This window comes from Novosphingobium sp. GW835-FHT14H07, from assembly GCF_058793515.1.
The window spans coordinates 14,483-37,820 of record NZ_JBXAFX010000008.1 but is presented as its reverse complement, the minus strand read 5'-3'; the positions used below and the strand labels follow the sequence as shown (position 1 = coordinate 37,820).

General features: G+C 62.7%; 24 protein-coding genes. 12 read left to right on the top strand and 12 right to left on the bottom strand.

Annotation, left to right across the window (positions count from 1 at the left end):
• Positions 1–4 precede the first annotated feature (4 nt).
• The 5 genes from AC1Q5P_RS09330 to AC1Q5P_RS09310 all read left to right on the top strand — a co-directional run bounded on the left by AC1Q5P_RS09330 (position 5) and on the right by AC1Q5P_RS09310 (position 4,503).
• Entirely contained in the window at positions 5–901 is an 897-nt protein-coding gene (locus AC1Q5P_RS09330) for a polyprenyl synthetase family protein (RefSeq protein ID WP_039331281.1), read from the top strand.
• Entirely contained in the window at positions 901–1,413 is a 513-nt protein-coding gene (gene coaD, locus AC1Q5P_RS09325) for a pantetheine-phosphate adenylyltransferase (protein ID WP_039331280.1), read from the top strand. Before AC1Q5P_RS09330 ends, coaD begins: the two co-directional genes overlap by 1 nt.
• 80 nt (positions 1,414–1,493) lie before the next feature.
• Entirely contained in the window at positions 1,494–2,165 is a 672-nt protein-coding gene (locus AC1Q5P_RS09320) for a peptidylprolyl isomerase (protein ID WP_039331493.1), read from the top strand.
• Positions 2,166–2,206: 41 nt separating this feature from the next.
• A complete protein-coding gene (queA, locus tag AC1Q5P_RS09315; RefSeq protein WP_492518777.1) occupies positions 2,207–3,250 on the top strand; it encodes a tRNA preQ1(34) S-adenosylmethionine ribosyltransferase-isomerase QueA in 1,044 nt (347 codons plus the stop codon).
• A gap of 62 nt (positions 3,251–3,312) precedes the next feature.
• Positions 3,313–4,503 (top strand): cytochrome P450, encoded by a 1,191-nt coding sequence (locus AC1Q5P_RS09310; protein WP_492518776.1) that lies wholly within the window; start codon positions 3,313–3,315, stop codon positions 4,501–4,503.
• Here the strand turns inward: AC1Q5P_RS09310 and AC1Q5P_RS09305 are convergent.
• Positions 4,500–5,282, bottom strand: coding sequence for a TSUP family transporter (locus AC1Q5P_RS09305; protein ID WP_230487822.1), 783 nt, complete (start codon positions 5,280–5,282; stop codon positions 4,500–4,502). The two genes, AC1Q5P_RS09310 and AC1Q5P_RS09305, sit on opposite strands and share 4 nt — an antisense overlap.
• A 62-nt stretch (positions 5,283–5,344) precedes the next feature.
• Between AC1Q5P_RS09305 and tgt the strand changes: the two genes are divergently transcribed.
• Positions 5,345–6,469: a tRNA guanosine(34) transglycosylase Tgt gene (gene tgt, locus AC1Q5P_RS09300; RefSeq protein ID WP_492518775.1), complete on the top strand. Its 1,125-nt coding sequence runs from the start codon at positions 5,345–5,347 to the stop codon at positions 6,467–6,469.
• Here tgt and AC1Q5P_RS09295 read toward each other — a convergent pair.
• Together AC1Q5P_RS09295 and rpsD are read right to left on the bottom strand one after the other, a co-directional pair.
• Complete coding sequence (locus tag AC1Q5P_RS09295) at positions 6,466–6,663, bottom strand: hypothetical protein (protein ID WP_039331271.1); 198 nt, start codon at positions 6,661–6,663, stop codon at positions 6,466–6,468. The two genes, tgt and AC1Q5P_RS09295, sit on opposite strands and share 4 nt — an antisense overlap.
• A 148-nt stretch (positions 6,664–6,811) precedes the next feature.
• Entirely contained in the window at positions 6,812–7,423 is a 612-nt protein-coding gene (gene rpsD, locus AC1Q5P_RS09290) for a 30S ribosomal protein S4 (protein WP_039331270.1), read from the bottom strand.
• Between the two features lie 203 nt (positions 7,424–7,626).
• Here rpsD and AC1Q5P_RS09285 point away from each other — a divergent pair, with 203 nt between their 5' ends.
• Positions 7,627–7,929 (top strand): chorismate mutase, encoded by a 303-nt coding sequence (locus tag AC1Q5P_RS09285; protein WP_492476441.1) that lies wholly within the window; start codon positions 7,627–7,629, stop codon positions 7,927–7,929.
• 3 nt (positions 7,930–7,932) lie between these two features.
• Here AC1Q5P_RS09285 and AC1Q5P_RS09280 read toward each other — a convergent pair whose 3' ends face one another.
• The 5 genes from AC1Q5P_RS09280 to rpiB are packed head-to-tail and all read right to left on the bottom strand — an operon-like array spanning position 7,933 to position 11,129.
• Positions 7,933–8,685: an RNA methyltransferase gene (locus AC1Q5P_RS09280; protein ID WP_492476440.1), complete on the bottom strand. Its 753-nt coding sequence runs from the start codon at positions 8,683–8,685 to the stop codon at positions 7,933–7,935.
• 2 nt (positions 8,686–8,687) lie between these two features.
• Complete coding sequence (gene nrdR / locus AC1Q5P_RS09275) at positions 8,688–9,152, bottom strand: transcriptional regulator NrdR (protein WP_039331266.1); 465 nt, start codon at positions 9,150–9,152, stop codon at positions 8,688–8,690.
• A gap of 3 nt (positions 9,153–9,155) precedes the next feature.
• Positions 9,156–9,362, bottom strand: coding sequence for a hypothetical protein (locus AC1Q5P_RS09270; protein ID WP_062342172.1), 207 nt, complete (start codon positions 9,360–9,362; stop codon positions 9,156–9,158).
• Between the two features lie 4 nt (positions 9,363–9,366).
• A complete protein-coding gene (glyA, locus tag AC1Q5P_RS09265; RefSeq protein WP_039331262.1) occupies positions 9,367–10,677 on the bottom strand; it encodes a serine hydroxymethyltransferase in 1,311 nt (436 codons plus the stop codon).
• Between the two features lie 14 nt (positions 10,678–10,691).
• Positions 10,692–11,129, bottom strand: coding sequence for a ribose 5-phosphate isomerase B (gene rpiB, locus AC1Q5P_RS09260; protein ID WP_039331261.1), 438 nt, complete (start codon positions 11,127–11,129; stop codon positions 10,692–10,694).
• Positions 11,130–11,329: 200 nt separating this feature from the next.
• Between rpiB and AC1Q5P_RS09255 the strand changes: the two genes are divergently transcribed.
• Positions 11,330–12,622, top strand: coding sequence for a flavin-dependent oxidoreductase (locus AC1Q5P_RS09255; protein WP_492518774.1), 1,293 nt, complete (start codon positions 11,330–11,332; stop codon positions 12,620–12,622).
• Positions 12,619–13,074: a DUF3237 domain-containing protein gene (locus AC1Q5P_RS09250; RefSeq protein ID WP_492518773.1), complete on the top strand. Its 456-nt coding sequence runs from the start codon at positions 12,619–12,621 to the stop codon at positions 13,072–13,074. The genes AC1Q5P_RS09255 and AC1Q5P_RS09250 overlap by 4 nt, the downstream gene beginning before the upstream one ends.
• Positions 13,075–13,098: 24 nt before the next feature.
• Here the strand turns inward: AC1Q5P_RS09250 and AC1Q5P_RS09245 are convergent, their stop codons facing one another.
• The 4 genes from AC1Q5P_RS09245 to AC1Q5P_RS09230 all read right to left on the bottom strand — a co-directional run bounded on the left by AC1Q5P_RS09245 (position 13,099) and on the right by AC1Q5P_RS09230 (position 18,316).
• Positions 13,099–13,803 (bottom strand): FkbM family methyltransferase, encoded by a 705-nt coding sequence (locus tag AC1Q5P_RS09245; protein ID WP_236727042.1) that lies wholly within the window; start codon positions 13,801–13,803, stop codon positions 13,099–13,101.
• A 122-nt stretch (positions 13,804–13,925) separates the two neighbouring features.
• The gene (gene rpoD / locus AC1Q5P_RS09240) at positions 13,926–15,929 is read right to left on the bottom strand and encodes an RNA polymerase sigma factor RpoD (RefSeq protein WP_193828118.1); all 2,004 of its coding nucleotides are present in this window, start codon (positions 15,927–15,929) and stop codon (positions 13,926–13,928) included.
• A 64-nt stretch (positions 15,930–15,993) separates the two neighbouring features.
• Positions 15,994–17,853 carry a DNA primase gene (dnaG, locus tag AC1Q5P_RS09235; RefSeq protein ID WP_492518772.1) on the bottom strand — a complete coding sequence of 620 codons (1,860 nt, stop codon included), beginning with the start codon at positions 17,851–17,853 and terminating at the stop codon, positions 15,994–15,996.
• 7 nt (positions 17,854–17,860) lie between these two features.
• Positions 17,861–18,316, bottom strand: a complete 456-nt coding sequence (locus AC1Q5P_RS09230; protein WP_062342185.1) for a GatB/YqeY domain-containing protein — start codon at positions 18,314–18,316, stop codon at positions 17,861–17,863.
• A gap of 160 nt (positions 18,317–18,476) precedes the next feature.
• On the opposite strand from AC1Q5P_RS09230, the gene carA reads away from it, so the two are divergent.
• From carA to carB, 3 genes are read left to right on the top strand one after another with little or no spacing between them, the layout of a single operon-like run.
• A complete protein-coding gene (carA, locus tag AC1Q5P_RS09225) occupies positions 18,477–19,652 on the top strand; it encodes a glutamine-hydrolyzing carbamoyl-phosphate synthase small subunit (RefSeq protein WP_492518771.1) in 1,176 nt (391 codons plus the stop codon).
• Complete coding sequence (locus AC1Q5P_RS09220) at positions 19,649–20,011, top strand: hypothetical protein (protein ID WP_492518770.1); 363 nt, start codon at positions 19,649–19,651, stop codon at positions 20,009–20,011. Before carA ends, AC1Q5P_RS09220 begins: the two co-directional genes overlap by 4 nt.
• A complete protein-coding gene (gene carB, locus AC1Q5P_RS09215; RefSeq protein ID WP_039331243.1) occupies positions 20,011–23,334 on the top strand; it encodes a carbamoyl-phosphate synthase large subunit in 3,324 nt (1,107 codons plus the stop codon). Before AC1Q5P_RS09220 ends, carB begins: the two co-directional genes overlap by 1 nt.
• Positions 23,335–23,338: the final 4 nt, after the last annotated feature.

Here is a 23,338-nt window from a genome sequence, read left to right as displayed (position 1 = left end):
CGTCATGGCCGAAACCGGTCTGCTCAAGCCTGCGCTCAAGGCTATCGCCGAAGACATCGACAAGAGCTTCGACCTGCTCCTGCCCGTGCCCGGCGATCCCCGCGACCGGCTTGTCGAAGCCATGCGCTATGCCACGATCGGTGGCGGCAAGCGCGTCCGTCCGCTGCTGGTCTGCGCCACCGCTGCACTGTTCGGCGTTTCTCGCGAAGCCGCGGTCCGGGTCGGCACCGCAATCGAGGCAATCCACGTCTATTCGCTGATCCATGACGATCTGCCGTGCATGGACAATGACGCCTTGCGGCACGGCAAGCCCACCGTGCATCTCGCTTTCGACGATGCTGCGGCGGTCCTTGCTGGCGACGCGCTTCACGATTTCGCGTTCGAAGTCCTGTCCGATCCTGCAACCAGTGGCGATCCGTTCACCCGCATCGAACTGATCCGCACGCTTGCCACGGCCAGCGGCATGAACGGCATGTGCGGCGGGCAGATGATGGACATCGTTGCCGAAACCTCGAGCTTCGACCTGCCTACCGTAACGCGGCTGCAGCAGCTCAAGACGGGTGCGCTGCTTTCCGCCTCGGTTGAGATGGGCGCAATTCTCGGCAAGCTTCCGCCTGAAGGCCGTACGCACTTGCGCGGCTATGCTCGCGACATCGGCCTTGCGTTCCAGATTGCCGACGATCTGCTCGACGCCGAAGGCGACGAAGCCGCGGCGGGCAAGGCCCTGCGCAAAGATGAAGCGCAGGGCAAGGAGACGTTCCTCTCGCTGCTGGGCGCAGAGAGGGCACGCGAACAGGCGCGCATTCTGGTAGAACAAGCGATCGAGTTTCTGGCGAGCTATGGCCCTGAAGCCGATCTCCTGCGCGAACTGGCGCGCTTCATTGTCGAGAGGAATCACTGATGGCGCAGCGCATCGGCGTCTATCCGGGCACGTTCGATCCGATCACGCTCGGCCACCTCGATATCATCCGGCGTGGAGCCAAGCTGGTCGACAAGCTGATCATCGGCGTCACCACCAATCCCTCGAAGAACCCGATGTTCACGCCGGAAGAACGCATGGCCATGGTCAGCCGTGAAGTGGCGGACCAGGGAATCGACAATGTCGAGGTCGTGGGCTTCAATGCGCTGCTGATGAAGTTCGCCCGCGCCCAAGGCGCTTCGGTGATCGTGCGCGGGCTGCGCGCCGTTGCGGACTTCGAGTACGAATACCAGATGGCCGGCATGAACCAGCAGCTCGACGCCGAGATTGAGACCGTGTTCCTCATGGCCGACGTCAGCCTTCAGCCCATCGCATCGAAGCTAGTGAAGGAAATTGCGCTTTTCGGGGGCGAGATAGCCGATTTCGTCACGCCAATGGTCCGTGATGAAGTGGTCGCCAGGGTCGAGAAGCTTGGTCGTCTGGGCGACTACTGAAACAGAACGGCAATCGTTCATTGCAGCGACAGCGCGAGAAGCCTATCGGCGCTGCAGGTTATCCGGAGTTCGACTGTTCCATGGTTTCGCGCTTTCTCACCGCACTTGCGCTTGGCGCTGCCCTGATTGCCTCGCCTGCCATGGCGAAGGACGAGGCTCCGGCACCAGCGCCCAAGCCGCTCACCTATACGGTCAATGCCGATCAGTCCGTGGATCGCGAGAATATCCTCTACCTCGATCTTTCGAACGGTGGCCGTGTGGCCATTCGCCTGATGCCGGAGTGGGCGCCCAACCACGTTGAGCGGATCAAGACTCTTGTCCGCCAGGGTTTCTACAACGGCATCATCTTTCACCGCGTGATCGACGGCTTCATGGCCCAGACTGGCGACCCAACGGGAACTGGGCAGGGCGGTTCGCCGCTGCCTGACCTCAAGGCCGAGTTCAACGCCATTCCGCACGTGCGCGGATCGGTTTCGATGGCGCGCACGAACGAACCTGACACGGCCAACAGCCAGTTCTTCATCGTCTTCTATCCGCGCTTTGCCCTCGATCACAAGTACACCAACTTCGGCCGTGTGATCGCCGGCATGGACTTTGTGGACGCGATCGTGCGCGGTGAACCGCCGCAGAACCCGACGAAGATCGTGCAGGCCTCGATTGCGGCTGACAACAAGGCGGCCCCGGCGCCGGTCGCGCCAGCGGCACCGGCTGCCATCACGGCGGACATGCTCAGCAATTCTACGTCAAACTAAGGGCTCTCGAATCCTTGCCCAATTGCGGCTAGGGCGCGCCCATGCGCGTAGATCTCTTCGACTTCAAATTGCCTCAGGAAAATATTGCCCTGCGTCCCGCCCGGCCGCGTGATTCGGCGCGCCTACTTGGCGTTGGCATGGACGGGCCGTTCCGTGACCTCACAGTGCTTGATCTGCCCTCGCTGTTGAATCCCGGCGATGTTTTGGTGTTCAACGACACGCGTGTCATTCCGGCCCAGCTTGAAGGCCAGCGTCCAAGCTTGAACGGTGAGGGGGCGCGCCTCGGCGCCACGCTCCACAAGCGGATCGACCTGCGCCGTTGGCAGGCCTTCGTTCGCAACGGCAAACGCCTGCGGGAGGGAGACGAGATCAGGTTCGGCGCTGGCGTGTCTGCCTTTGCAGAAAGCCGCTTTCCCGATGGCAGCTGGACGTTGTTCTTTCCCGGCGAAGAGCCCGTCGAGGTCCTGCTGGAACGGGCAGGGCAAATGCCGCTGCCGCCCTATATTGCCGGCAAGCGCCCCACCGACGAGCGAGACCGCGAAGACTACCAGACGATGTTTGCGGCCAAGGATGGCGCCGTCGCCGCCCCCACCGCCGCGCTGCACTTCACGCCGCGCCTCATGGAAGCGATTGCCGAGCGCGGCATCCGCACTGAAACGCTCACCCTGCATGTTGGCGCGGGCACGTTCCTGCCGGTCAAGGCCGACGACACCAAGGACCACCAGATGCACGCGGAGTGGGGCACGATCGACTCCGCCACTGCAGACCGTCTCAACGCCGCCCGCGCGGACGGCAACCGCGTTATCGCCGTCGGCACCACCTCGCTCCGCCTGCTTGAGAGCGCGGCGGGCGAAGACAGGGTCATTCGCCCGTTCGAAGGCGATACCGCGATCTTCATCACGCCGGGCTACAGCTTCCGCGCAATCGACGGGCTGATGACCAACTTCCACCTGCCCAAGTCCACATTGTTCATGCTCGTTTCGGCGCTGATGGGGCTCGACCGGATGCAGGCGGCCTATGCCCATGCCATTGCCAGCGGCTACCGCTTCTACTCCTACGGCGATTCCAGCCTGCTCCTGCCATAAAGCGCAGTTTCGGCCGACGGTGTGCCGACTAGCCTGCCCCCCAACAGATATGGGAGAAGGGCATGATACCGGCACACGTTCCGGCAGACCGGATGGTGGATTTCGACATCTTCAATCCGCCAGGGGTGGAGAGCGATTACTTCGCCGCGTGGAAGACGCTGCTTGATGGCCCCGGTCTTGTGTGGACTACGGTCAATGGCGGTCATTGGATCGCAGCGCGCGGTGACGTTGTGCGCCAACTGTGGGGAGATGCAGAAAGGCTCTCCAATCAGTGCCTTGCCGTGACTCCGGGCCTTGGCGAAGTCATGCAGTTCATTCCGCTGCAGGAGGACGGAGCAGCGCACAAAGCGTATCGCACGCCCGTGATGAAGGGCCTTGCCTCCCGTTTTGTCGTCGCCTTGGAACCCAAGGTGCGTGAAGTCGCGCGCGAACTGATCGAGGGGCTGCGCCCGCGTGGCGAGTGCGATTTCGTCAGCGACTTCGCCGAAATCCTGCCGCTGAACATCTTCCTCACCCTGATCGACGTACCGCTCGAAGACCGTCCTCGACTTCGCCAGCTCGGTGTCCAACTCACGCGCCCTGACGGTTCGATGACGGTCGAACAACTCCGGCAGGCGGCTGACGATTACTTGTGGCCCTTTATTGAAAGGCGCATGGCGCAGCCCGGCGACGACCTCTTCAGCCGCATCCTGTCGGAACCGGTCGACGGCAGGCCGTGGACGGTGGACGAGGCGCGGCGGATGTGCCGCAATCTTCTGTTCGGTGGACTCGATACGGTTGCTGCGATGATCGGGATGGTCGCGCTCCACTTGGCGAGGCACCCCGAGCACCAGAAGTGGATGCGCCACAACCCGCGAGAGTTGCCCGCAGTTGCCGATGAGTTGATGCGTCGCTACCCGACAGTTGCCGTGAGTCGCAATGCAGTTGGAGATATCCAAATCGACGGCGTCACGATCCGTGCCGGTGACCTTGTCTACTTGCCCAGCGTACTCCATAACCTTGATCCGAGAAGCTTTTCTGCGCCGGAAGAGGTGCGTTTCGACCGCGGCCTGACCCCGATCCGACACACCACGATGGGCGTGGGCGCCCACCGCTGCGTCGGCGCAGGCCTTGCGCGCATGGAAGTGATTGTTTTTCTTGAGGAGTGGCTTGCTGGCATGCCCGCGGTTCGCCTTGATCCGGAGCGTCCCGTCACCATGAAGGGCGGCAACGTCGGTGCCTGCACTTCGCTGCCATTGGTCTGGAATCCCTAGGAAAACCAGCCCCATACCAGTCGCACGGTCAGCCCGATGCTCACCACCACGAGCAGCGGGCGGATCACCTTGGCGCCGAACTTGGTGGCATAGTGCGAGCCGATCCACGCGCCGGTCATGGCACCGACGCCCATGCAAGCCCCGAGAATCCACATCGCCTGGCCACCGATGCTGAACACGATCACACTGGCTATGTTGCTGGTGACGTTGAGAAATTTCGTCAGGCCAGTGGCACGGGTAAGCCCCATGCCCCGCAAGCCAACCAGCGTTGTTGCAAAGAACTGTCCGGCGCCCGGCCCGAAAAAGCCATCGTAAAACGCAACCCCGCCCCCTACCGGCATGTAGCCGCGCTCGGACAGGCGGCCCTTGCGGTCTTCGTCGGTCATGCCCGGCGACAGGACAGTGTAGAGCGCCACAGCAATCAGCAGCACTGGCACGACGAGTTTGAGGACGTCCGCGCTAAGGTGCTGAATTGCCAGCGATCCTGCCATTGCGCCGACAAAAACGATGGCGGCTGTCGCGGCGTTCTTGCGGAAACTGAACAGACCTGCCTTGTGATAGCGCCACGTGGCCATCGATGTGCCGCACATTGACTGGATCTTGTTGGTCCCCAGCACCACATGCGGGGGCAGGGGGGTGGAGAGCAGCACCGGCATCATCACCAGCCCGCCGCCGCCCGCCACGGCGTCGATGAACCCCGAAAGCACCGCAACGCAGGTCAACGCCGGGTAGAACCAGAGATCGAGATGGGCGGGTTCTATCAGCAGCAGGTCTGGCATTTGCGCGCTTTGGCGATTGCGCCTAAGGGCCGCAACACTCTTTTTGCCGAGATCTCCGCACGATGACCCGTTTTGCCTTCGATATCCACGCCACCGACGGAAAGGCGCGCACCGGCACGATCCGGATGATGCGCGGTGATATCCGCACCCCGGCGTTCATGCCGGTAGGTACCGCCGCAACGGTAAAGGCGATGAAGATGGAAGACGTGCGCGCCAGCGGTGCGGACATCATCCTCGGCAACACGTATCACCTTATGCTCCGCCCCGGAGCAGAGCGTGTCGCGCGTCTGGGTGGCCTGCACAAGTTTGGCGGTTGGGACCGCCCGATCCTGACTGACAGTGGCGGCTACCAGGTGATGAGCCTTTCGGACTTGCGCAAGATCACCGAGGAAGGCGTGACCTTCGCCAGCCACCTCGACGGTTCGCGTCATTTGTTGAGCCCGGAGCGTTCGATGGAAATCCAGCGTCTGCTGGGGTCCGACATCGTCATGTGCTTCGACGAATGCCCGCGCGCCGACCAGCCGCGCGATGTGATCGCAAAATCTATGGAAATGTCGATGCGCTGGGCAAGGCGCAGTCGCGAAGCTTTCAACGCCGGGGCCGAACATGCCGAACGCGCGGCGCTGTTCGGAATTCAGCAGGGCGCGCTTGACGAAGGCTTGCGCAAGGCCAGTGCCGACGCCCTGACCGACATCGGGTTCGACGGCTATGCCATTGGTGGCCTTGCCGTGGGGGAAGGGCAGGAGGCGATGTTCGCTACGCTCGACTTCGCGCCGCAGCAATTGCCTGCGGATCGTCCGCGCTATCTGATGGGGGTCGGCAAGCCTGATGACCTGGTCGGCGCGGTCGAGCGCGGGGTCGACATGTTCGATTGCGTCCTGCCGACCCGGTCCGGGCGCAATGGGCAGGGCTTTACCTGGAACGGCCCGGTGAACATGCGCAACGCCCGGCATGCGGAAGATACCGGCCCTCTCGACGAACGCTGTCCGTGCCCGACCTGCACCAAGTACAGCCGCGCCTACCTGCACCACCTGCACAAGTCGGGCGAGATGCTTGGGGCCATGCTGCTGACCGAGCATAACCTGTGGTTTTACCAGCAACTCATGGCAGGCATGCGCGCGGCAATCGCAGAAGGGCGCTTTGCGGCCTTCGCAGCCGATTTCAGACGGGACTACTTCGCGCGTTAGGCGGCAATGCCCTCTGCGCCGTCCTGCATCATCGGGTCCTGCGTCTCCAGCCTCGTGTCCTTGTAGGCATAGAATTCGCCGGTACGCTCATCGAGAAAGCCGGCGCCGATGGCGAAAGCCTGGCGCTGCGCGGTGAGCAAGTCCGGATACCATTTGCCGATGCGATGCGGGGTGACGAAGCGATAGAGACACATGCCATCCCAATGGTCGCGCGCCCCGAGAGTTCCCCGAATTGCTGTAAATTTCACCTGCGAAACGACACGTAACAGCTTGTTTGCACATACGAAAAAGGCGGAGCTTGCGCCCCGCCTCTTCCATGTGTCGCAGTGGTTGGAATACCGATCAGCGCGAATAGAATTCGACGACCAGGTTCGGTTCCATCTTCACCGGATAGGGTACTTCGTCCAGCGTCGGAACGCGGGTGAAGGTGGCCTTGTCGCCTTCGGCGGCGACGTAGTCGGGAACTTCACGCTCGGGCAGCGACTGCGCTTCAGCGATGAGGGCCATTTCCTTGGCCTTCTTGCCGAGGCTGATAACGTCGCCGGGGCGAACGCGACGCGAGGCGATGTTGCACTTCACGCCGTTGACGTAGATGTGACCGTGAGAAACGACCTGGCGAGCCGAGAAGATGGTCGGCGCGAACTTGGCGCGGTACACGACCATGTCAAGGCGCTGTTCGAGCAGGCCGATCAGGTTCTGACCGGTGTCGCCCTTCATTTTCGACGCTTCCTGATACGTGCGCTTGAACTGCTTCTCGGTCACGTCGCCGTAGTAGCCCTTGAGCTTCTGCTTGGCGCGGAGCTGGATGCCGAAGTCCGAGACCTTGCTCTTGCGGCGCTGGCCGTGCTGGCCCGGGCCATACGAGCGGCGGTTCACCGACGACTTGGGACGACCCCAGATGTTTTCGCCGAGACGGCGATCAATTTTGTACTTGGATGCCTTGCGCTTGGACATGCGCTGCCTTTCAATCTGCCTGCACCGGCAACGCGCCGATGCTTCAAGTCCCGGACACGCACCACTTTGCCAATTGCGAAGTGCGGCCACCGCTTCACCGGGAGTGCAGGGCCAATTGCGAAGCGCGGCCAAGAACAGACAATTAGCCCTTTGTCAAGGGCAGCGGCCATAGACAGGGTAGCGAAATTGGGGTGCTATCGAAAATGATGCACGAAGGGCCGCCTCGTTCTGACCAGTCGCAGCCGTTGGAATCCCTTTCCGGCGGGTTGGAGGCGATCGACCTTCAAATACTTTCGCTTTTGTCTCAACGATTTGGGTTGGCTGCGAGCACTACGGTTCAACGAGGGCTTTCTGACGACGAGCGCAATGCCCAGATGGCGGTGATTCGTCGTCGCGCTTTCGAGCTCGGTATTCCCGTCGGGCTTGTAACCGATTTCTGGGATCGGCTGATGGACGCCGCAGATGCGGTACAAGCCCAGCGAAACCATCGCGTGATCAACGACTGAAGTTCAACTGCGCGGCTCGTCCCCCGGCTTCGAGCCTTCCTTGCGGCGCAGGGCGCTCAGCACCCCGCGCATGGTGCGCACTTCGAGATGGTTCCAGCCTGGTTTGGTCAGCATGGTGCGCAATGTGCGTCGCGTGGCGGCCGCGCGTGCCTCGGGCTCGAAGTAGCCGCGCGGTTCAAGCATCGTGCAAAGCTGTTCGAACATGCCTTCGAACTCTTCCTGCGGGGCAGGGGGAAGCATGTCCTCTACGGTAGGCTGAACCAGATCGACGTGCTTCGACCACTCGTACGCGCAAAGGATGACGGCCTGCGCGAGGTTGAGAGAACCGAATTCCGGGTTGATCGGTACGGTGATGATGGCGCGGGCCAGCGCCACGTCGTCGGTCTCAAGGCCTGACCGTTCCGGTCCGAAGATGATCGCGCTGCGGCCCTGCGCGGCGATAATGTCCTTCGCTGCCTGTTCCGGCGTCAGCACGGGCTTGGTCACGCCACGCTTGCGCACGGTGGTGGCGTAGACATGCGAGCAATCGCTGACGGCATCGGCGAGGGTATCGAAGACCTGTGCCTTCTCCAGAACCCTGTCGGCACCAGCAGCGGCGGGACCGGCGGATGGATTGGGCCAGCCATCACGGGGAGATACAAGTCGCATCTCGGTCAGGCCGAAATTCAGCATGGCACGTGCGGCCTTGCCGATGTTCTCGCCAAGCTGGGGGCGGACCAGGACGATGACCGGCTGGCGCTGTTCAGTATCGCTCATGTTCAGGCGCGGCCGCTCATTTCCTGGACGCTTGAAGCGAATTCTTCAAAGTCACGCGCTTCGGTGAAATCGCGATAGACGCTGGCAAAGCGGATGTAGGCCACGCTATCAAGCTGGCGCAGACCTTCCATGACCATCTCTCCGATGACCTTGGATGGGACTTCTGAATCGCCCATGGTTTCGATCTGGCGCTGTATGCCCGACACGAGCTGGTCGAGGCGCTCTTGGGCGACGGGGCGTTTGCGGCAGGCGAGCGAAACCGATTGTTCGATCTTGAACCGGTCGAACGGTTCACGTCGTTCCCCGCTCTTGACTACGACGACCTCACGCAACTGCACCCGCTCGAACGTCGTGAACCGCGCCCCGCAGCCTTCGCACTGACGGCGCCGGCGGATCGAGGTGTTGTCCTCGCTCGGCCGGCTGTCCTTCACCTGGCTGTTGTCATGGGCGCAGAACGGGCAACGCACGGCTTAGCGCTTGATCCTCTGCCAGAAGGCAATGCCAGCACCCACGGCAAGGCCAAGCGGGAGCGAGACGACAGGAAGGAGCACACCGGCCACCGCCCCGATGGCCGCGCCGGTCAGGACCGGCTTGGTCGATGGGTGGGCCATGCCCTGCTTGGCCATGCCGGAGATTTCCTGCTTGGCGCGAGCGGCGAGATCGTCGTGGTCGTTCATAAGCTTACAGCTCCGGATAGATCGGGAACTGCGCGCAAAGCTCCGCGACGCGATCGCGCACGCGCTGTTCGACCTGACCATCGCCCTCATCGCCGTTGCGCGCAAGGCCATCGACCACTTCCACGATCAGCTTGCCGATGGTGCGGAACTCTTCCTCGCGGAAACCGCGGGTGGTGCCAGCCGGCGTGCCGAGGCGGATGCCCGAAGTGACGAAGGGGGAGCGCTTGTCGAACGGGACGCCGTTCTTGTTGCAGGTGAGCCAGGCGCGATCGAGACCCTTCTCGGCGGCCTTGCCGGTCACGTCCTTGGCAGTCAGATCAACCAGCATAAGATGGTTGTCAGTGCCGCCGGAAACGATGCCGAGGCCGGCGTCCTTGATGCTTTCGGCAAGCGCCTTGGCATTGGCGACGATCTGATGGGCATAGGCCTTGAATTCGGGGCGCAGCGCTTCACCAAAGGCAACCGCCTTGCCCGCGATGACGTGGACCAGCGGACCGCCCTGGAGGCCGGGGAATACGGCGGTGTTGAACTTCTTGGCCAGATCCTCGTCATTGGTGAGGATCACGCCCGAACGCGGGCCGCGCAGGCTCTTGTGGGTCGTCGTGGTGACGACGTGGGCATGCGGGAACGGCGAGGGGTGGGCGCCGCCTGCAACGAGGCCCGAAATGTGCGACATGTCGACCAGCAGCCACGCGCCGATTTCATCGGCAATGGCGCGGAAGGCGGCCCAGTCCCAGGTGCGTGAATAGGCGGTGCCACCGGCGATGATCAGCTTGGGCTTGTGCTCTCGGGCAAGACGGGCGACCTCGTCCATGTCGATCATGTGATCGTCAGGGCGCACGCCGTAAGGGATCACGTTGAACCACTTGCCGCTCATGTTCACGGGGCTGCCGTGGGTAAGATGGCCACCCGAATTCAGGTCGAGGCCCATGAAGCTGTCACCCGGCTGCAGCAGCGCGAGAAACACGGCCTGGTTCATCTGGCTGCCCGAGTTGGGCTGAACGTTGGCGAAGTTGCATCCGAACAGCTGCTTGGCGCGCTCGATCGCCAGGTTCTCGACGATATCGGCGTATTCGCACCCACCGTAGTAGCGCTTGCCCGGGTAGCCTTCGGCGTACTTGTTGGTGAAAACCGATCCGGTGGCTTCGAGCACGGCACGGCTGGTGATGTTTTCCGAAGCGATCAGCTCGATCTTGGTCTGCTGGCGGTGCAGCTCACCCTTGATGGCGGCGAACACTTCGGCATCGGCCGTTTCCAGATGCTCGGTGAAGAAGCCGGCTTTGCGGATTTCCGGCGCTGCTGTGGCGGTGGTCATCTCTGGGGGCTCCTTCAGATTGCGGGGTTGGAAAGCTTTTCGACGCGGCCGGCATGGCGGCCACCGCCGAATTCGGTGGAAAGAAATGCGTCAAGACAGGCCTTGGCCATGTCCTCGCCAGTCAGGCGTGCGCCCATCGCAATGACATTTGCATCGTTGTGTTCGCGCGCGAGTGCTGCGGAGAGCGGTTCCGAAACCAGTGCGCAGCGGCAGGCCGGTTCGCGGTTTACTGCGATCGAGATGCCGATACCTGATCCGCACAGGGCGACGCCCCGCTCGGCAATGCCTTCGGCTACCACCGAGGCCAGTTTGTAGCCATAGTCGGGATAGTCGACGCGATCGGCGGTCTCTGGCCCCAGGTCGGCAACTTCATGGCCAAGGCCGATGAGATACTCACGCAGTGCGGCCTTCAGGTCGACAGCGGCGTGATCGGAAGCGATGGCGATACGCATGGGGATCGTTACTCGACAGCGGTATTAGGGGATTCGTTGGCGCGCCCATAGGCTCTTGCAGCGCAACAAGCCACCGCAAATCGCTGGAGGAAATCTGCCCGATGGGGCTCATCCTAACAGGTGGGAGCGTCATGGCGGTTGCGACCGGATCGCGCGATGCGTAAAGGCCCGGCATTCAGGATCGGACGGGACGAACAGGAATGCCGCAGGAACACGTGCTCATCGCCGGGGGCGGCATTGGCGGGCTCACGCTCGCACTGACGCTCCACCAGATCGGGGTCTCCTGCACGGTCTTCGAATCCGTTCGTGAATTGAAGCCGCTGGGTGTCGGCATAAATCTCCAGCCCAACGCCGTTCGCGAACTCGAAGACCTCGGCATCGGTGAGGCCGAGATGGATGCCGTGGGCATTCCGGCGCGCGAGTGGGCCTTGGTCGGGCTGAATGGACGCGAGATCTACTCCGAACCGCGTGGCAAGCTGGCCGGGTATAACTGGCACCAGTATGCCGTGCACCGCGGCGAATTCCACATGCTGCTCTACCGCAAGGTGATCGAGCGCATCGGGCCGCAAGCGGTGAGACTGGGCAGCAAGGTTACGGGCTATCGCAAGGAAGCGAATGGATCGGTCACCGCCCTGGTCGAGGACCGCTCGGGCAAAGTCGAAGAGGTGGCAGGAACGCTGCTGTTCGGGGCAGACGGCATACATTCGGCAATCCGCGCGCAGATGCACCCCGATCAGCCTCCGATCCATTGGGGCGGCACGATCATGTGGCGCGGCACTGCCAAGGGCGTACCGATCCGTTCGGGATCATCGTTCGTCGGCCTTGGCACGAGCCGGCATCGCGTGGTGATCTACCCGATTTCGCACCCGGATGCGGACGGCTTGTCCGATATCAACTGGATCGCCGAGCAGACGTACGACACCAGTCACGACTGGACCAAGTCGGGATGGTTCAGGCCTGTCGAAATGGCGGAGTTTGCGCACGAGTTCGACGGGTTCGTCTATGACTGGCTTGATCTGCCGGCTCTGCTGGCAAAGTCGGACATGGCTTACGAGAACCCGATGATAGATCGCGATCCCTTGCCGACCTGGGTCGATGGGCCGGTCGGGCTGATTGGGGACGCGGCACATCCGATGTATCCCACGGGGTCCAACGGCGCCTCGCAGGCAATTGTCGACGCACGCCAGATCGGACGCATCATGGTGGAGCGCGGCGTCACGCCCGAGGCGCTTGCCCAGTTCGACGCCGAATTCTGTGGCCCGATCGGCCAGGTCGCGATGCGCAACCGCGGGGCGGGCCCGTTCGGCCTGCTCAATATGGTGGACGAACGTTGCGGCGGTCAGTTCGAGAATATCGACGATGTCATCCCGGCTGCGGAGCGAAGTGCCTTCATGCTGGCCTACCAGCAGGCTGCGGGCTTTGCCAAGGACCGCCTGAACGGCGCGCCGAGGACCATTCCTGAAGGTGCGCAAGTCGCCAGGGTGCCCGCGTGACCATTGCGCTGACCCCTGTGACCGATCTGGTTGTCGAACTGTCGAGGCCCCACGAGATGGGCGAATGCCCAATAGGTGTCCGGCGGATCATCCCGATTGTCGGAGGTAGCGCCGATGGACCGCTGCTCGGCGGCCGCATTCTGCCAATCGGGGCCGACTGGCAGACCGTCTCACGCGGAGGGATCGCCGAACTGGATGCGCGCTATGCGATCGAGACCAGCGACGGCGCGGTGATCGAAGTCATCAGCCAAGGCATTCGCCACGCAACGGCAGAGGTGCATGCGCGCATTGCTTGGGGCGAGGAAGTCGACCCGGCCGAGTACTACATGCGCACGGCAATCCGGCTCGAGACCGGACATGCCGGATACGATTGGGTCAACCGCGCCCTGTTCATCGCGAAGGGCGGGAAGGTTGGGAATACGGTCCGTCTGGCGGTCTACAGGATCGACTAGCAGCTTCGACTGCCGGTCCGGAAGTCAGTCCAGCAATGCGCGGTGTCGGCTGGAGAGAAAGATCGCATTCTTTCGGGTGAGATCGCCCGGCACGAGGCGTTTTCCGTTCCAGCCGTAAGGCGACAGACCGAGTTTGCCGAGGACAGCAACGGCAGACGCGTCGGGCCGTTCGATCAAGATCACCGGCTGATGCGAGGCGATCGTTTTGATGCCACCGCCGATGACTTGCGATTCGAAGCCTTGCACGTCAATCTTGATGATGTCCGGGGCGAGTTCCAGCGCGTCGAGCTTCTCGATCCTTACCTTATAGCTGTCGATTACAAGCCGATCTGGCGTGAAACGCGCCATGCGCCGCTCATCAAGCCACTGGACCGCAGCTTCGCGGTCAAGAGAGGCAATGCCGTCATAGACGAAGTTGCGATAGCGCGGCACGTGGATGTGCTGTTCGCCAGTTGCAGCGCCGAGTGCAATCTCACGCACATCCACGTCGCTGTCCCCTGAGAATCGCTGGCGAAGTTCTTCCGCCAGCGAGGGGATCGGTTCGATGGTGATGATCTTTCGCGGCCGTGCATAGCGCTGCAAGGCCACAACGCTTTGCCCCCAATTGCCGCCTATGTCGATCGCGAGGTCCAGCGGGGCGAGCTTTCGCAGCAGTCGTATCTCGGGGTCGACAAACAGGCCAAGATGGCGCGTGGCAAGGTTGTAGGCCGAAAACTTTGCGCGACGCACCGCGGGAAAATGCGTCTGCAGATCTCGCAACTGCCTCCGCAGTTCGCGCAATGGCCAACTTTCGGGACGATACCCCCATTCCAGAACTGGTCCGGGGGCAGCGCCTTCCATCAGCGGATTGCTTACTGGTCGAGGAACGAGCGCATCTTGCGCGACCGCGACGGATGCTTGAGCTTGCGCAGCGCCTTGGCCTCGATCTGACGAATACGTTCGCGGGTGACCGAGAACTGCTGGCCGACTTCTTCCAGCGTGTGGTCGGTGTTCATGCCGATACCGAAGCGCATGCGCAGCACGCGCTCTTCACGCGGGGTGAGGCTGGCAAGCACGCGGGTGACCGTTTCCTTCAGGTTGGCCTGGATCGCCGCATCGACCGGAATGATCGCGTTCTTGTCCTCGATGAAATCGCCGAGGTGGGAATCTTCCTCGTCGCCGATGGGCGTTTCGAGGGAGATCGGCTCCTTGGCGATCTTCATCACCTTGCGAACCTTTTCGAGCGGCATCGACAGACGCTCGGCCATTTCTTCAGGCGTCGGTTCGCGGCCCTGCTCGTGCAGGAACTGGCGGCTGGTGCGAACCAGCTTGTTGATCGTCTCGATCATGTGGACCGGGATACGGATCGTTCGGGCCTGATCTGCGATCGAGCGGGTGATGGCCTGCCTGATCCACCAGGTGGCGTAGGTCGAGAACTTGTAGCCGCGGCGGTATTCGAACTTGTCGACCGCCTTCATCAGGCCGATGTTGCCTTCCTGAATGAGGTCAAGGAACTGCAGGCCGCGGTTCGTGTACTTCTTGGCGATGGAGATCACGAGGCGCAGGTTGGCCTCGACCATTTCCTTCTTTGCGATGCGTGCTTCACGCTCGCCTTTCTGGACCATGTTCACGATGCGGCGGAATTCGCCCAGCGACATGCCGGTGGCAGCCGCGATGTCGGCAATCTCGGCCCGAATACGCTCAACCGGAGCTGCCTCGTTCGCAGCAAACGCCGCCCACTTCTTGTCGCGGCCGGCCAAGGCCTGCAGCCAACCGTCGTCAAGCTCATGCCCGACATACATGTCGAGGAAGTCCTTGCGCGACACCTTGTGGCGCTCGGCAAGGCGCAGCATCTGGCCGCCCAGCGTCGTCAGGCGACGATTGAAGGCGTAGAGATTGTCGACGAGGTATTCGATCTTCGAAGCGTGGAACTGCACGGATTCGACCTGCGCCGTCAGGTCCTCGCGCAGCTTCTGGTACTGCGCTTCCTTGGCGGCGGGGAAATCGTTGCCCATGCCAAGCGCGTCGAGACGCTCTGCCTGGATTTTCTCGAAGGCCCGGAACAGCGAGGTGATTTCGGCAAAGCGCTCAAGCGCTGCCGGCTTCAACTGCGCTTCCATCTGGGCGAGGCTGAGGGTGTTGTCCTCTTCTTCTTCCTCGGCCGGACGGGCGCGGCGCTCGCGCAGTTCGTCGTCCTCGTCATCGGAGGATTCTTCCTCCTCGACGTCCTCTTCTTCCTTGAAGGTGGGGCCGGCGGTGGCTTCGCTGATTTCGGGCTCGGCCTCTTCACCGTCTTCCGACAGGTTTTCGGGCTGCGGTTCCTTCGAAAGCATGGCGTCGAGATCGAGAATCTCGCGCAGCTGCATCTCGCCGGCGTTCAGCGCGTCGGACCACTGGATGATGGCGTGGAATGTGATCGGGCTCTCGCACAGGCCCATGATCATGGTGTCGCGACCGGCCTCGATGCGCTTGGCGATGGCGATTTCGCCCTCGCGGCTGAGCAGTTCAACGGCGCCCATTTCACGCAGATACATGCGCACCGGGTCGTCGGTCCGCTCGACCGTTTCCTTGCGCTTGATAACGTCCGGGCGGTCCTCGACGGTCTCGGCTTCGTCGAGTTCGTCGTCCTGCGCCTTTTCCTCGGGATCAACCGCGTCCTCGTCGCTCTCGACGATGTTGACGCCCATCTCGGAGATCGCGGCCATGATGTCCTCGATCTGCTCGGAAGACATCTGGTCCTGGGGAAGGGCCTCGTTCAGCTCGTCATACGTGATGATCCCGCGGCGCTTGGCGCGCGCGATCAACTTCTTGATCGATGCATCGTTGAGGTCGATCAGCGGAGCGTCGCCGCTATCGGTCTTGTCGTTCGAAGCCATTTAACCCAGGTACCACCATCTGAGAACCGGGCCGAAGGCGACCCGGTTTGCGCCATTGCTATAATTATAACGCAGCACGAGCACGGCCCATTTGCCCCAAACGGGCACGCAAAGCCATACTCCGCGCTATCAATCTTTGCTGTTCGGCGAAGTTTTCTTCCGAAAGCTCGGTTTCAACGCGCTTGTTTGCCTCGACAAGCGCCTCTTCAACCGCTGGCCATTCAACCAGAATGGCAATTGCCTCGGCAAGTTCGTCTCCTGCCGAATCACCACCGCTGGCCAAAAAACCGAATCGCATCCCGGCATAGTCCTGCGCCGACGGGAGCCTGAGCCCACGTTCCAGCAATATGGTGCGCAAGGTCGCGCTTTCAAGCGGTTGTGCCCCGTCCGACGTGACAAGCAGTGCATCGATCAGTGCGCAAGTGTCTGGATTCTCGGGCTGAAGGCGGGCGAGGGCGTCAGCATGGCGCGCAATGTGCTGCGGATGGCAGATCAGACCGTCGAGCACGGCTGCCAGCAGGCTGTTGCTCGGCCCCGCGCCGATGCGCAGCATTTTCGCCTTGTCCTGCTCGGCAAGTGGTGGCGGTGCCGGTTTCCAGGGCTGGCCTTTCGCGCGGGAACCCGATGGTCGTGGCTGAAAAGGCGCCCGTTCCTTTCGGGCGAACGCCAGTTCGCCAAATCGCTCGGTCAGTTCGCGCCTGTAGAGCGACTTGATGTCTGGGTGCTGTATGGTCTCGCAATGGGCAAGCAGCCTGGCCTTCAATCCTGCCTTGTCTTCTGGCGTCGCCAGCGGGGCAGCATCGCGTTCCGCTTCCCAGAGAACGTCGACGAGGCTTCGGGCACCGTCCAGCAATTCCTCCATCGCCGCCGCGCCCTGTTTTTTCACGACGTCGTCCGGGTCCATGCCTGCTGGCAGCGTGACGATGCGCAGCGAATGTCCGGGGCGGAGCAGGGGCAGGGCGCGCGTGATCGCCCGCATCGCTGCGCGCTGGCCTGCGCTGTCGCCATCGAAGCAAAGCGTTGGCGTTTCGACCAGTCGCCAGAGGCGTTCGATCTGATGCTCCGTCAGTGCCGTGCCAAGCGGGGCGACCGCTTCGCCGATGCCTGCGGCCGCGAGCGCCACCACGTCCATATATCCTTCGACGACCACTACGCGTCCGCTCTGGCGCGAAGCAGGCCCGGCGCGATGCAGGTTGTAGACCGTGCGGCCCTTGTCGAACAGCGGCGTATCGGGAGAGTTCAGGTACTTCGGCGCGTCGGTCTTTTCCGCAGTGAGGATGCGTCCGCCGAAGGCAATCACGCGACCGCGCGGGTCAAGGATCGGCAGCATCAGGCGGCCACGGAAACGGTCGTAGGGTTCCTTTCCTTCGACCACGATTCGCAAGCCAGCCTCGATGAGCATCTCATCGGGGAAGGCCGACAGCGCCTCTTTCAGCGCAGTGCGGCTATCCGGAGCGAAGCCGAAGCCGAAATCCCGCACGATCTGCGCCGGGAACCCGCGAGAGGCGAGATAGCGTCGCGCCTCCGCACCACGCTCATCGCCAAGGCAGCGCACGAAAAAGTCCTGCGCCGCCTGCATAACGTCATGCAACGACTTCTGCTGCTCGGCCTTCCTTGCTGCGCGCGGATCGGGGGCAGGAACTTCCATTCCAGCCTGCAGCGCCAGTTCCTTCACCGCGTCCATGAAGGGCAGGCCCTGATGGTCGGTCATCCAGCGGATGACGTCGCCATGCGCGCCGCAGCCGAAGCAGTGGTAGAAGCCCTTCTCGTCGTTGATGGTGAAGCTGGGCGTCTTCTCGTTATGGAACGGGCAGCAGGCCTTGAATTCGCGCCCCGCCTTTGTGACGCGAACGCTCCGCCCGATCACGCCCGAAAGCGAGATGCGGGAGCGGAGTTCGTCCAGCCATTGCGGAGAGAGGCTCATGGCGCGGTCAGGCCGAAAGCGACGCCTTCACCAGCCCGCTGGCCTTGCCCATGTCGAGCTGTGTGCCGTGCTTGGCCTTCAATGCAGCAACCACCTTGCCCATATCTTTCATGCCCGCAGCGCCGGTTTCGGCGATGATCGCAGCGATGGCGGCCTTGGTGTCGTCCTCGCTCATCTGCTGGGGCAGGAATTCCTCGATCACCGCAAGCTCGGCCTTCTCGACGTCTGCGAGTTCCTGGCGGCCGCCCTGTTCATAAAGCGAGATCGATTCGCGGCGCTGCTTCGCCATCTTCTGCAAAACGTCGGTGACGAGCACGTCATCCTCCGGCACAGCCGAGGCGGTGCGCAGTTCGATGTCCTTGTCCTTGAGCTTGGCAAGGATCAGGCGGACGGCGGCGAGGCGGGGCTTGTCGCCCGCTTTCATGGCGGAAACCTGCGCGGCCTTGATGGTATCGCGGATCATGTAAACGTATTTCCCGTGGAGTTCTCCGCCGTCATGGCGGGAAACCTTCCATGTAGGCCAAACTTTCGGGAATCGCTAGGTTGACGCTGCGTCGAGTCAGGTCTAGCAGCCGCCCCTTAGCAACATCGCCAGAACACCTGCCAACGGAGCGCCCCATATCATGGCCGACCCCGCACTTTCGCACGCGCCTCAACCAGATGGCGCGACGGGAGTCCTCGTACTTGCCGATGGGTCTGTTGCCTGGGGACGTGGTTTCGGCGCTGCCGGCGCAGCCGTCGGCGAGGTGTGCTTCAACACCGCGATGACCGGCTATCAGGAAGTGATGACCGATCCGTCCTACGCGGCGCAGATTGTGACGTTCACCTTCCCGCATGTCGGCAACGTCGGCACCAACCCCGAAGACATGGAAAGCCATGACACGCCCGGCGCCGTCGGCTGCGTGGTGCGCGAGGATGTGACTGCGCCTGCCAACTTCCGCAGCGCCGGCACCTTCCAGCAGTGGATGGAAAAGCAGGGTAAGATCGGCATTTCCGGCCTCGACACCCGCGCCCTGACCCGCCGCATTCGCATGAGCGGCGCGCCCAACGCGGTGATCGCACACGATCCCAAGGGAGAGTTCGACATCCCCGCATTGGTCGAGCGTGCGCGCAACTGGCCCGGTCTTGAAGGGATGGACTTGGCCCGCGTCGTCACGCGCGACGGGCAGGAGGCCTGGGAAGGCTCTGTCTGGCATCTCGGCAAGGGCTATGGCCGCTCACCGCATGACAAGCGCCCCCACGTCGTCGCCATGGACTTCGGCGCCAAGGACAACATCTTCCGCAATCTCGTGAAGGCGGGCGCGGCGGTGACGGTGGTTCCGGCCGAGACTTCGCTGGAAACGATCCTCGAATTGAAGCCCGATGGCGTCTTCCTGTCGAACGGCCCGGGCGATCCGGCGGCGACGGGGGCCTATGCCGTGCCGGTGATCCAGAAGCTGCTCGAGATGGACATGCCAGTCTTCGGCATCTGCCTCGGCCACCAGATGCTGGCGCTGGCCGCCGGCGCCCGCACCACCAAGATGCACCAGGGCCACCGCGGTGCGAACCACCCGGTCAAGCGCATGGAAGACGGCGTGGTCGAGATCACCTCAATGAACCACGGCTTCGCGGTCGACAACGCCCCCGGCGCGCTGGGCGACAACGTGATCGAAACCCACGTCTCGCTGTTCGACGGCTCGAACTGCGGCATCGCGGTGAAGGGCAAGAAGGCGTTCGGGGTGCAGTATCACCCCGAGGCGTCGCCGGGGCCGCAGGACAGTTTCTACCTGTTCGAGAAGTTTGTGGGGATGTTGGGGTGAAGGTCCGTTTCATCCTTGGAGCACTGGTAATTGCGGCAACTGTCCCGACTGTGGGAGTTGCGAAGCCGGGCGTTCCGGTTCGCTCGGCTGCTGGCGAGGCATCGCGCCTCTTAGGATATGCCGTCTTTGGCGATGCTGATGACGTTGCAGCCCTCGAAAAAGATCTCGCTCCACTTGCCTCTGTCGGGGTGAAGACAGCTCGACCGAAGACTTCGGATGGGCGAACTGAACTTTTGATCCTTTTTACTGAGGGTGTTGGGCCGATTTCCGCTGAACTAGTCCGACAGAAAGTCTCTGACGGAAAGCTCGGGAAATTCGAGCTCGAAAGCATCCTCGCTCCTGAATCGGCGGTAAAGTAATGCCCAAACGCACTGACATCTCCTCGATCCTGATCATCGGCGCCGGGCCGATCATCATCGGCCAGGCTTGCGAGTTCGATTATTCGGGCACGCAGGCGGTGAAGGCGCTCAAGGAAGAGGGCTATCGCATCATCCTGGTCAACTCGAACCCCGCGACGATCATGACCGATCCGGACATGGCGCACGCGACTTATGTCGAACCGATCACGCCCGAAGTCGTCGCCAAGATCATCGAGAAGGAGCGCCCCGATGCGCTGCTTCCCACGATGGGCGGGCAGACCGCGCTCAACACCGCGCTGGCGCTGTTTAACGATGGCACGTTGGAAAAGTACGGCGTGCAGATGATCGGCGCCAATGCCGATGCGATCGACAAGGCCGAAGACCGCCAGCGCTTCCGCGAGGCAATGGACAAGATTGGCCTCGAATCCGCGCGCTCGGGCGTTGCGCACACCATCGACGAGGCGCTCGAAATCCTCGAGCGCACCGGCCTGCCTTCGATCATCCGCCCCAGCTTCACCATGGGCGGCACCGGCGGCGGCATTGCCTACAACAAGGAAGAGTTCGTCAAGATCGTGAAGGGCGGCCTCGAAGCCAGCCCGACGACCGAAGTCCTGATCGAGGAATCGCTCCTCGGCTGGAAGGAATACGAGATGGAGGTTGTCCGCGATAAAAAGGACAACTGCATCATCATCTGCTCGATCGAGAACGTCGATCCGATGGGCGTCCACACCGGCGATTCCATCACCGTCGCCCCGGCGCTGACGCTGACCGACAAGGAATACCAGATCATGCGCAACGCATCGATCGCGGTTCTCCGGGAAATCGGCGTCGAGACCGGCGGTTCGAACGTGCAGTTCGCGGTGAACCCCAAGGACGGCCGCCTGATCGTCATCGAGATGAACCCGCGCGTGTCGCGCTCCTCGGCACTGGCGTCCAAGGCCACCGGCTTCCCGATTGCTAAGGTCGCGGCCAAGCTCGCCGTGGGCTACACGCTCGACGAGATCATGAACGACATCACCGGGGCCACCCCGGCGGCGTTCGAACCGACCATCGACTACGTCGTCACCAAAATCCCGCGCTTCGCCTTCGAAAAGTTCAAGGGCGCAGAGCCTCTGCTCGGCACGGCGATGAAGTCGGTCGGCGAGGTCATGGCGATTGGCCGCAACATCAAGGAATCGATGCAGAAGGCCCTGCGCGGGTTGGAAACCGGCCTCGATGGCTTCAACCGCGTCGTCGGCCTCGAAGGCGCCAGCCGCGATGAGATCACCGCCGCGCTCGCCCGCGCCACGCCCGATCGCCTGCTGGTGATCGCGCAGGCTTTCCGCGAGGGCCTGTCGGTCGACGAAGTCCACGCCGTCACCAAATACGAGCCGTGGTTCCTGCGTCATATCCACGAGATCGTCGAAGCCGAGAACGTCATCCAGCGCGATGGCTTGCCCAACGACGCGGCGGGCCTGCGCCGCCTGAAGGCGATGGGCTTCTCCGACAAGCGCCTCGCCACACTGGCCGTGCGCGGGATTGGCGTTGCCGGTGGCATGGCAGAGACCCAGGCCAAGCGCTCGGGCCTGCTACATGACGCGCTGCGCGCCATGGCCGGTGCCACCAGCGAAGCTGAAGTGCGGTCCTTGCGCCACAAGCTTGGCGTGCGCCCGGTGTTCAAGCGCATCGACAGCTGCGCCGCCGAGTTTGAGGCGGTCACGCCCTACATGTACTCGACGTATGAAGGCGCGCTGTTCGGCGAGCCGGAGAACGAGGCTGCTCCGACTGACGCCAAGAAGATTGTCATCCTCGGCGGTGGTCCGAACCGCATCGGGCAGGGCATCGAGTTCGACTACTGCTGCTGCCACGCCTGCTTCGCGCTGGGTGACGCCGGGTTCGAGACCATCATGGTCAACTGCAACCCGGAGACCGTGTCGACCGACTACGACACCTCGGATCGCCTCTACTTCGAGCCGTTGACTGCCGAAGACGTGCTGGAGATCCTCGCGGTCGAACAGTCAAAGGGCGAACTCGTCGGCGTTATCGTGCAGTTTGGCGGGCAGACCCCGCTGAAGCTGGCGCAGGCGCTGCAGGATGCAGGCATCCCGATCCTCGGCACATCGCCGGACTCGATCGACCTTGCCGAAGACCGAGAGCGCTTCGCAGCATTGGTCGCCAAGCTCGGCCTCAAGCAGCCTGCCAACGGCATTGCCCGCAGCCGCGATGAGGCCGTCGCGGTGGCGAGCCGCATCGGCTACCCGGTGCTGATCCGTCCGAGCTACGTGCTTGGTGGCCGCGCGATGGAGATTGTCGACAGCCAGGCGCAGCTGGACGACTACATCGCCACTGCCGTTCAGGTCTCGGGCGACAGCCCGGTGCTGATCGACCAATACCTTCGCGATGCGATTGAGTGCGACGTCGATGCTCTGGCCGATGGCACGGACGTAACCGTCGCCGGTGTCATGCAGCATATCGAGGAAGCGGGCATTCACTCGGGCGACAGCGCCTGCACCCTTCCGCCCTACAGCCTGTCAGCCGAAATCATCGCAGAGATGGAGCGTCAGGCGGTTCTGCTGGCACGCGGCCTCAACGTGCGCGGTCTGATGAACATCCAGTTCGCGATCAAGGACGGCGAGGTCTATCTGATCGAGGTGAACCCGCGTGCAAGCCGCACGGTGCCATTCGTGGCCAAGGCCGTGGGCACGCCCATTGCCAAGATCGCGGCGCGCGTCATGGCGGGCGAGAAACTGGCCGATCTCCCCGCGATCAAGCGCGAGATCGACTACATGGCAGTCAAGGAAGCCGTGTTCCCGTTCGCCCGTTTCCCCGGCATCGACCCCGTGCTCTCGCCGGAAATGAAGTCAACCGGCGAAGTCATGGGCGTCGACAAGACCTTCGCGGTCGCTTTCGCCAAGTCGCAGCTTGGTGCAGGCACCAAGCTGCCGCAGAGCGGAACGATCTTCGTTTCGGTCAAGGATAGCGACAAGGCGGTGATCCTGCCCGCCGTGCGCAAGGCGATCAGCCTGGGCTTCAAGATCGTGGCCACCGGTGGTACGGCTCGCTATCTGACCGATGCGGGCCTGATCATCGAACGAGTGAACAAGGTGGCCGAAGGCCGTCCGCACATCGTCGACCGGATCATCGATGGCGACATCGCGCTGATCTTCAACACGACCGAGGGCTGGCAGAGCCACAAGGACTCGCAATCGATCCGCGCTTCGGCGTTGAACTCGCGCGTTCCCTACTTCACGACGGCTGCTGCTTCCGTCGCTGCGGTCGAGGCAATCGAGGCACTTCGCTCTGCCGAACTTGAAGTGCGTTCGTTGCAGGACTATTATGCTTGAACCT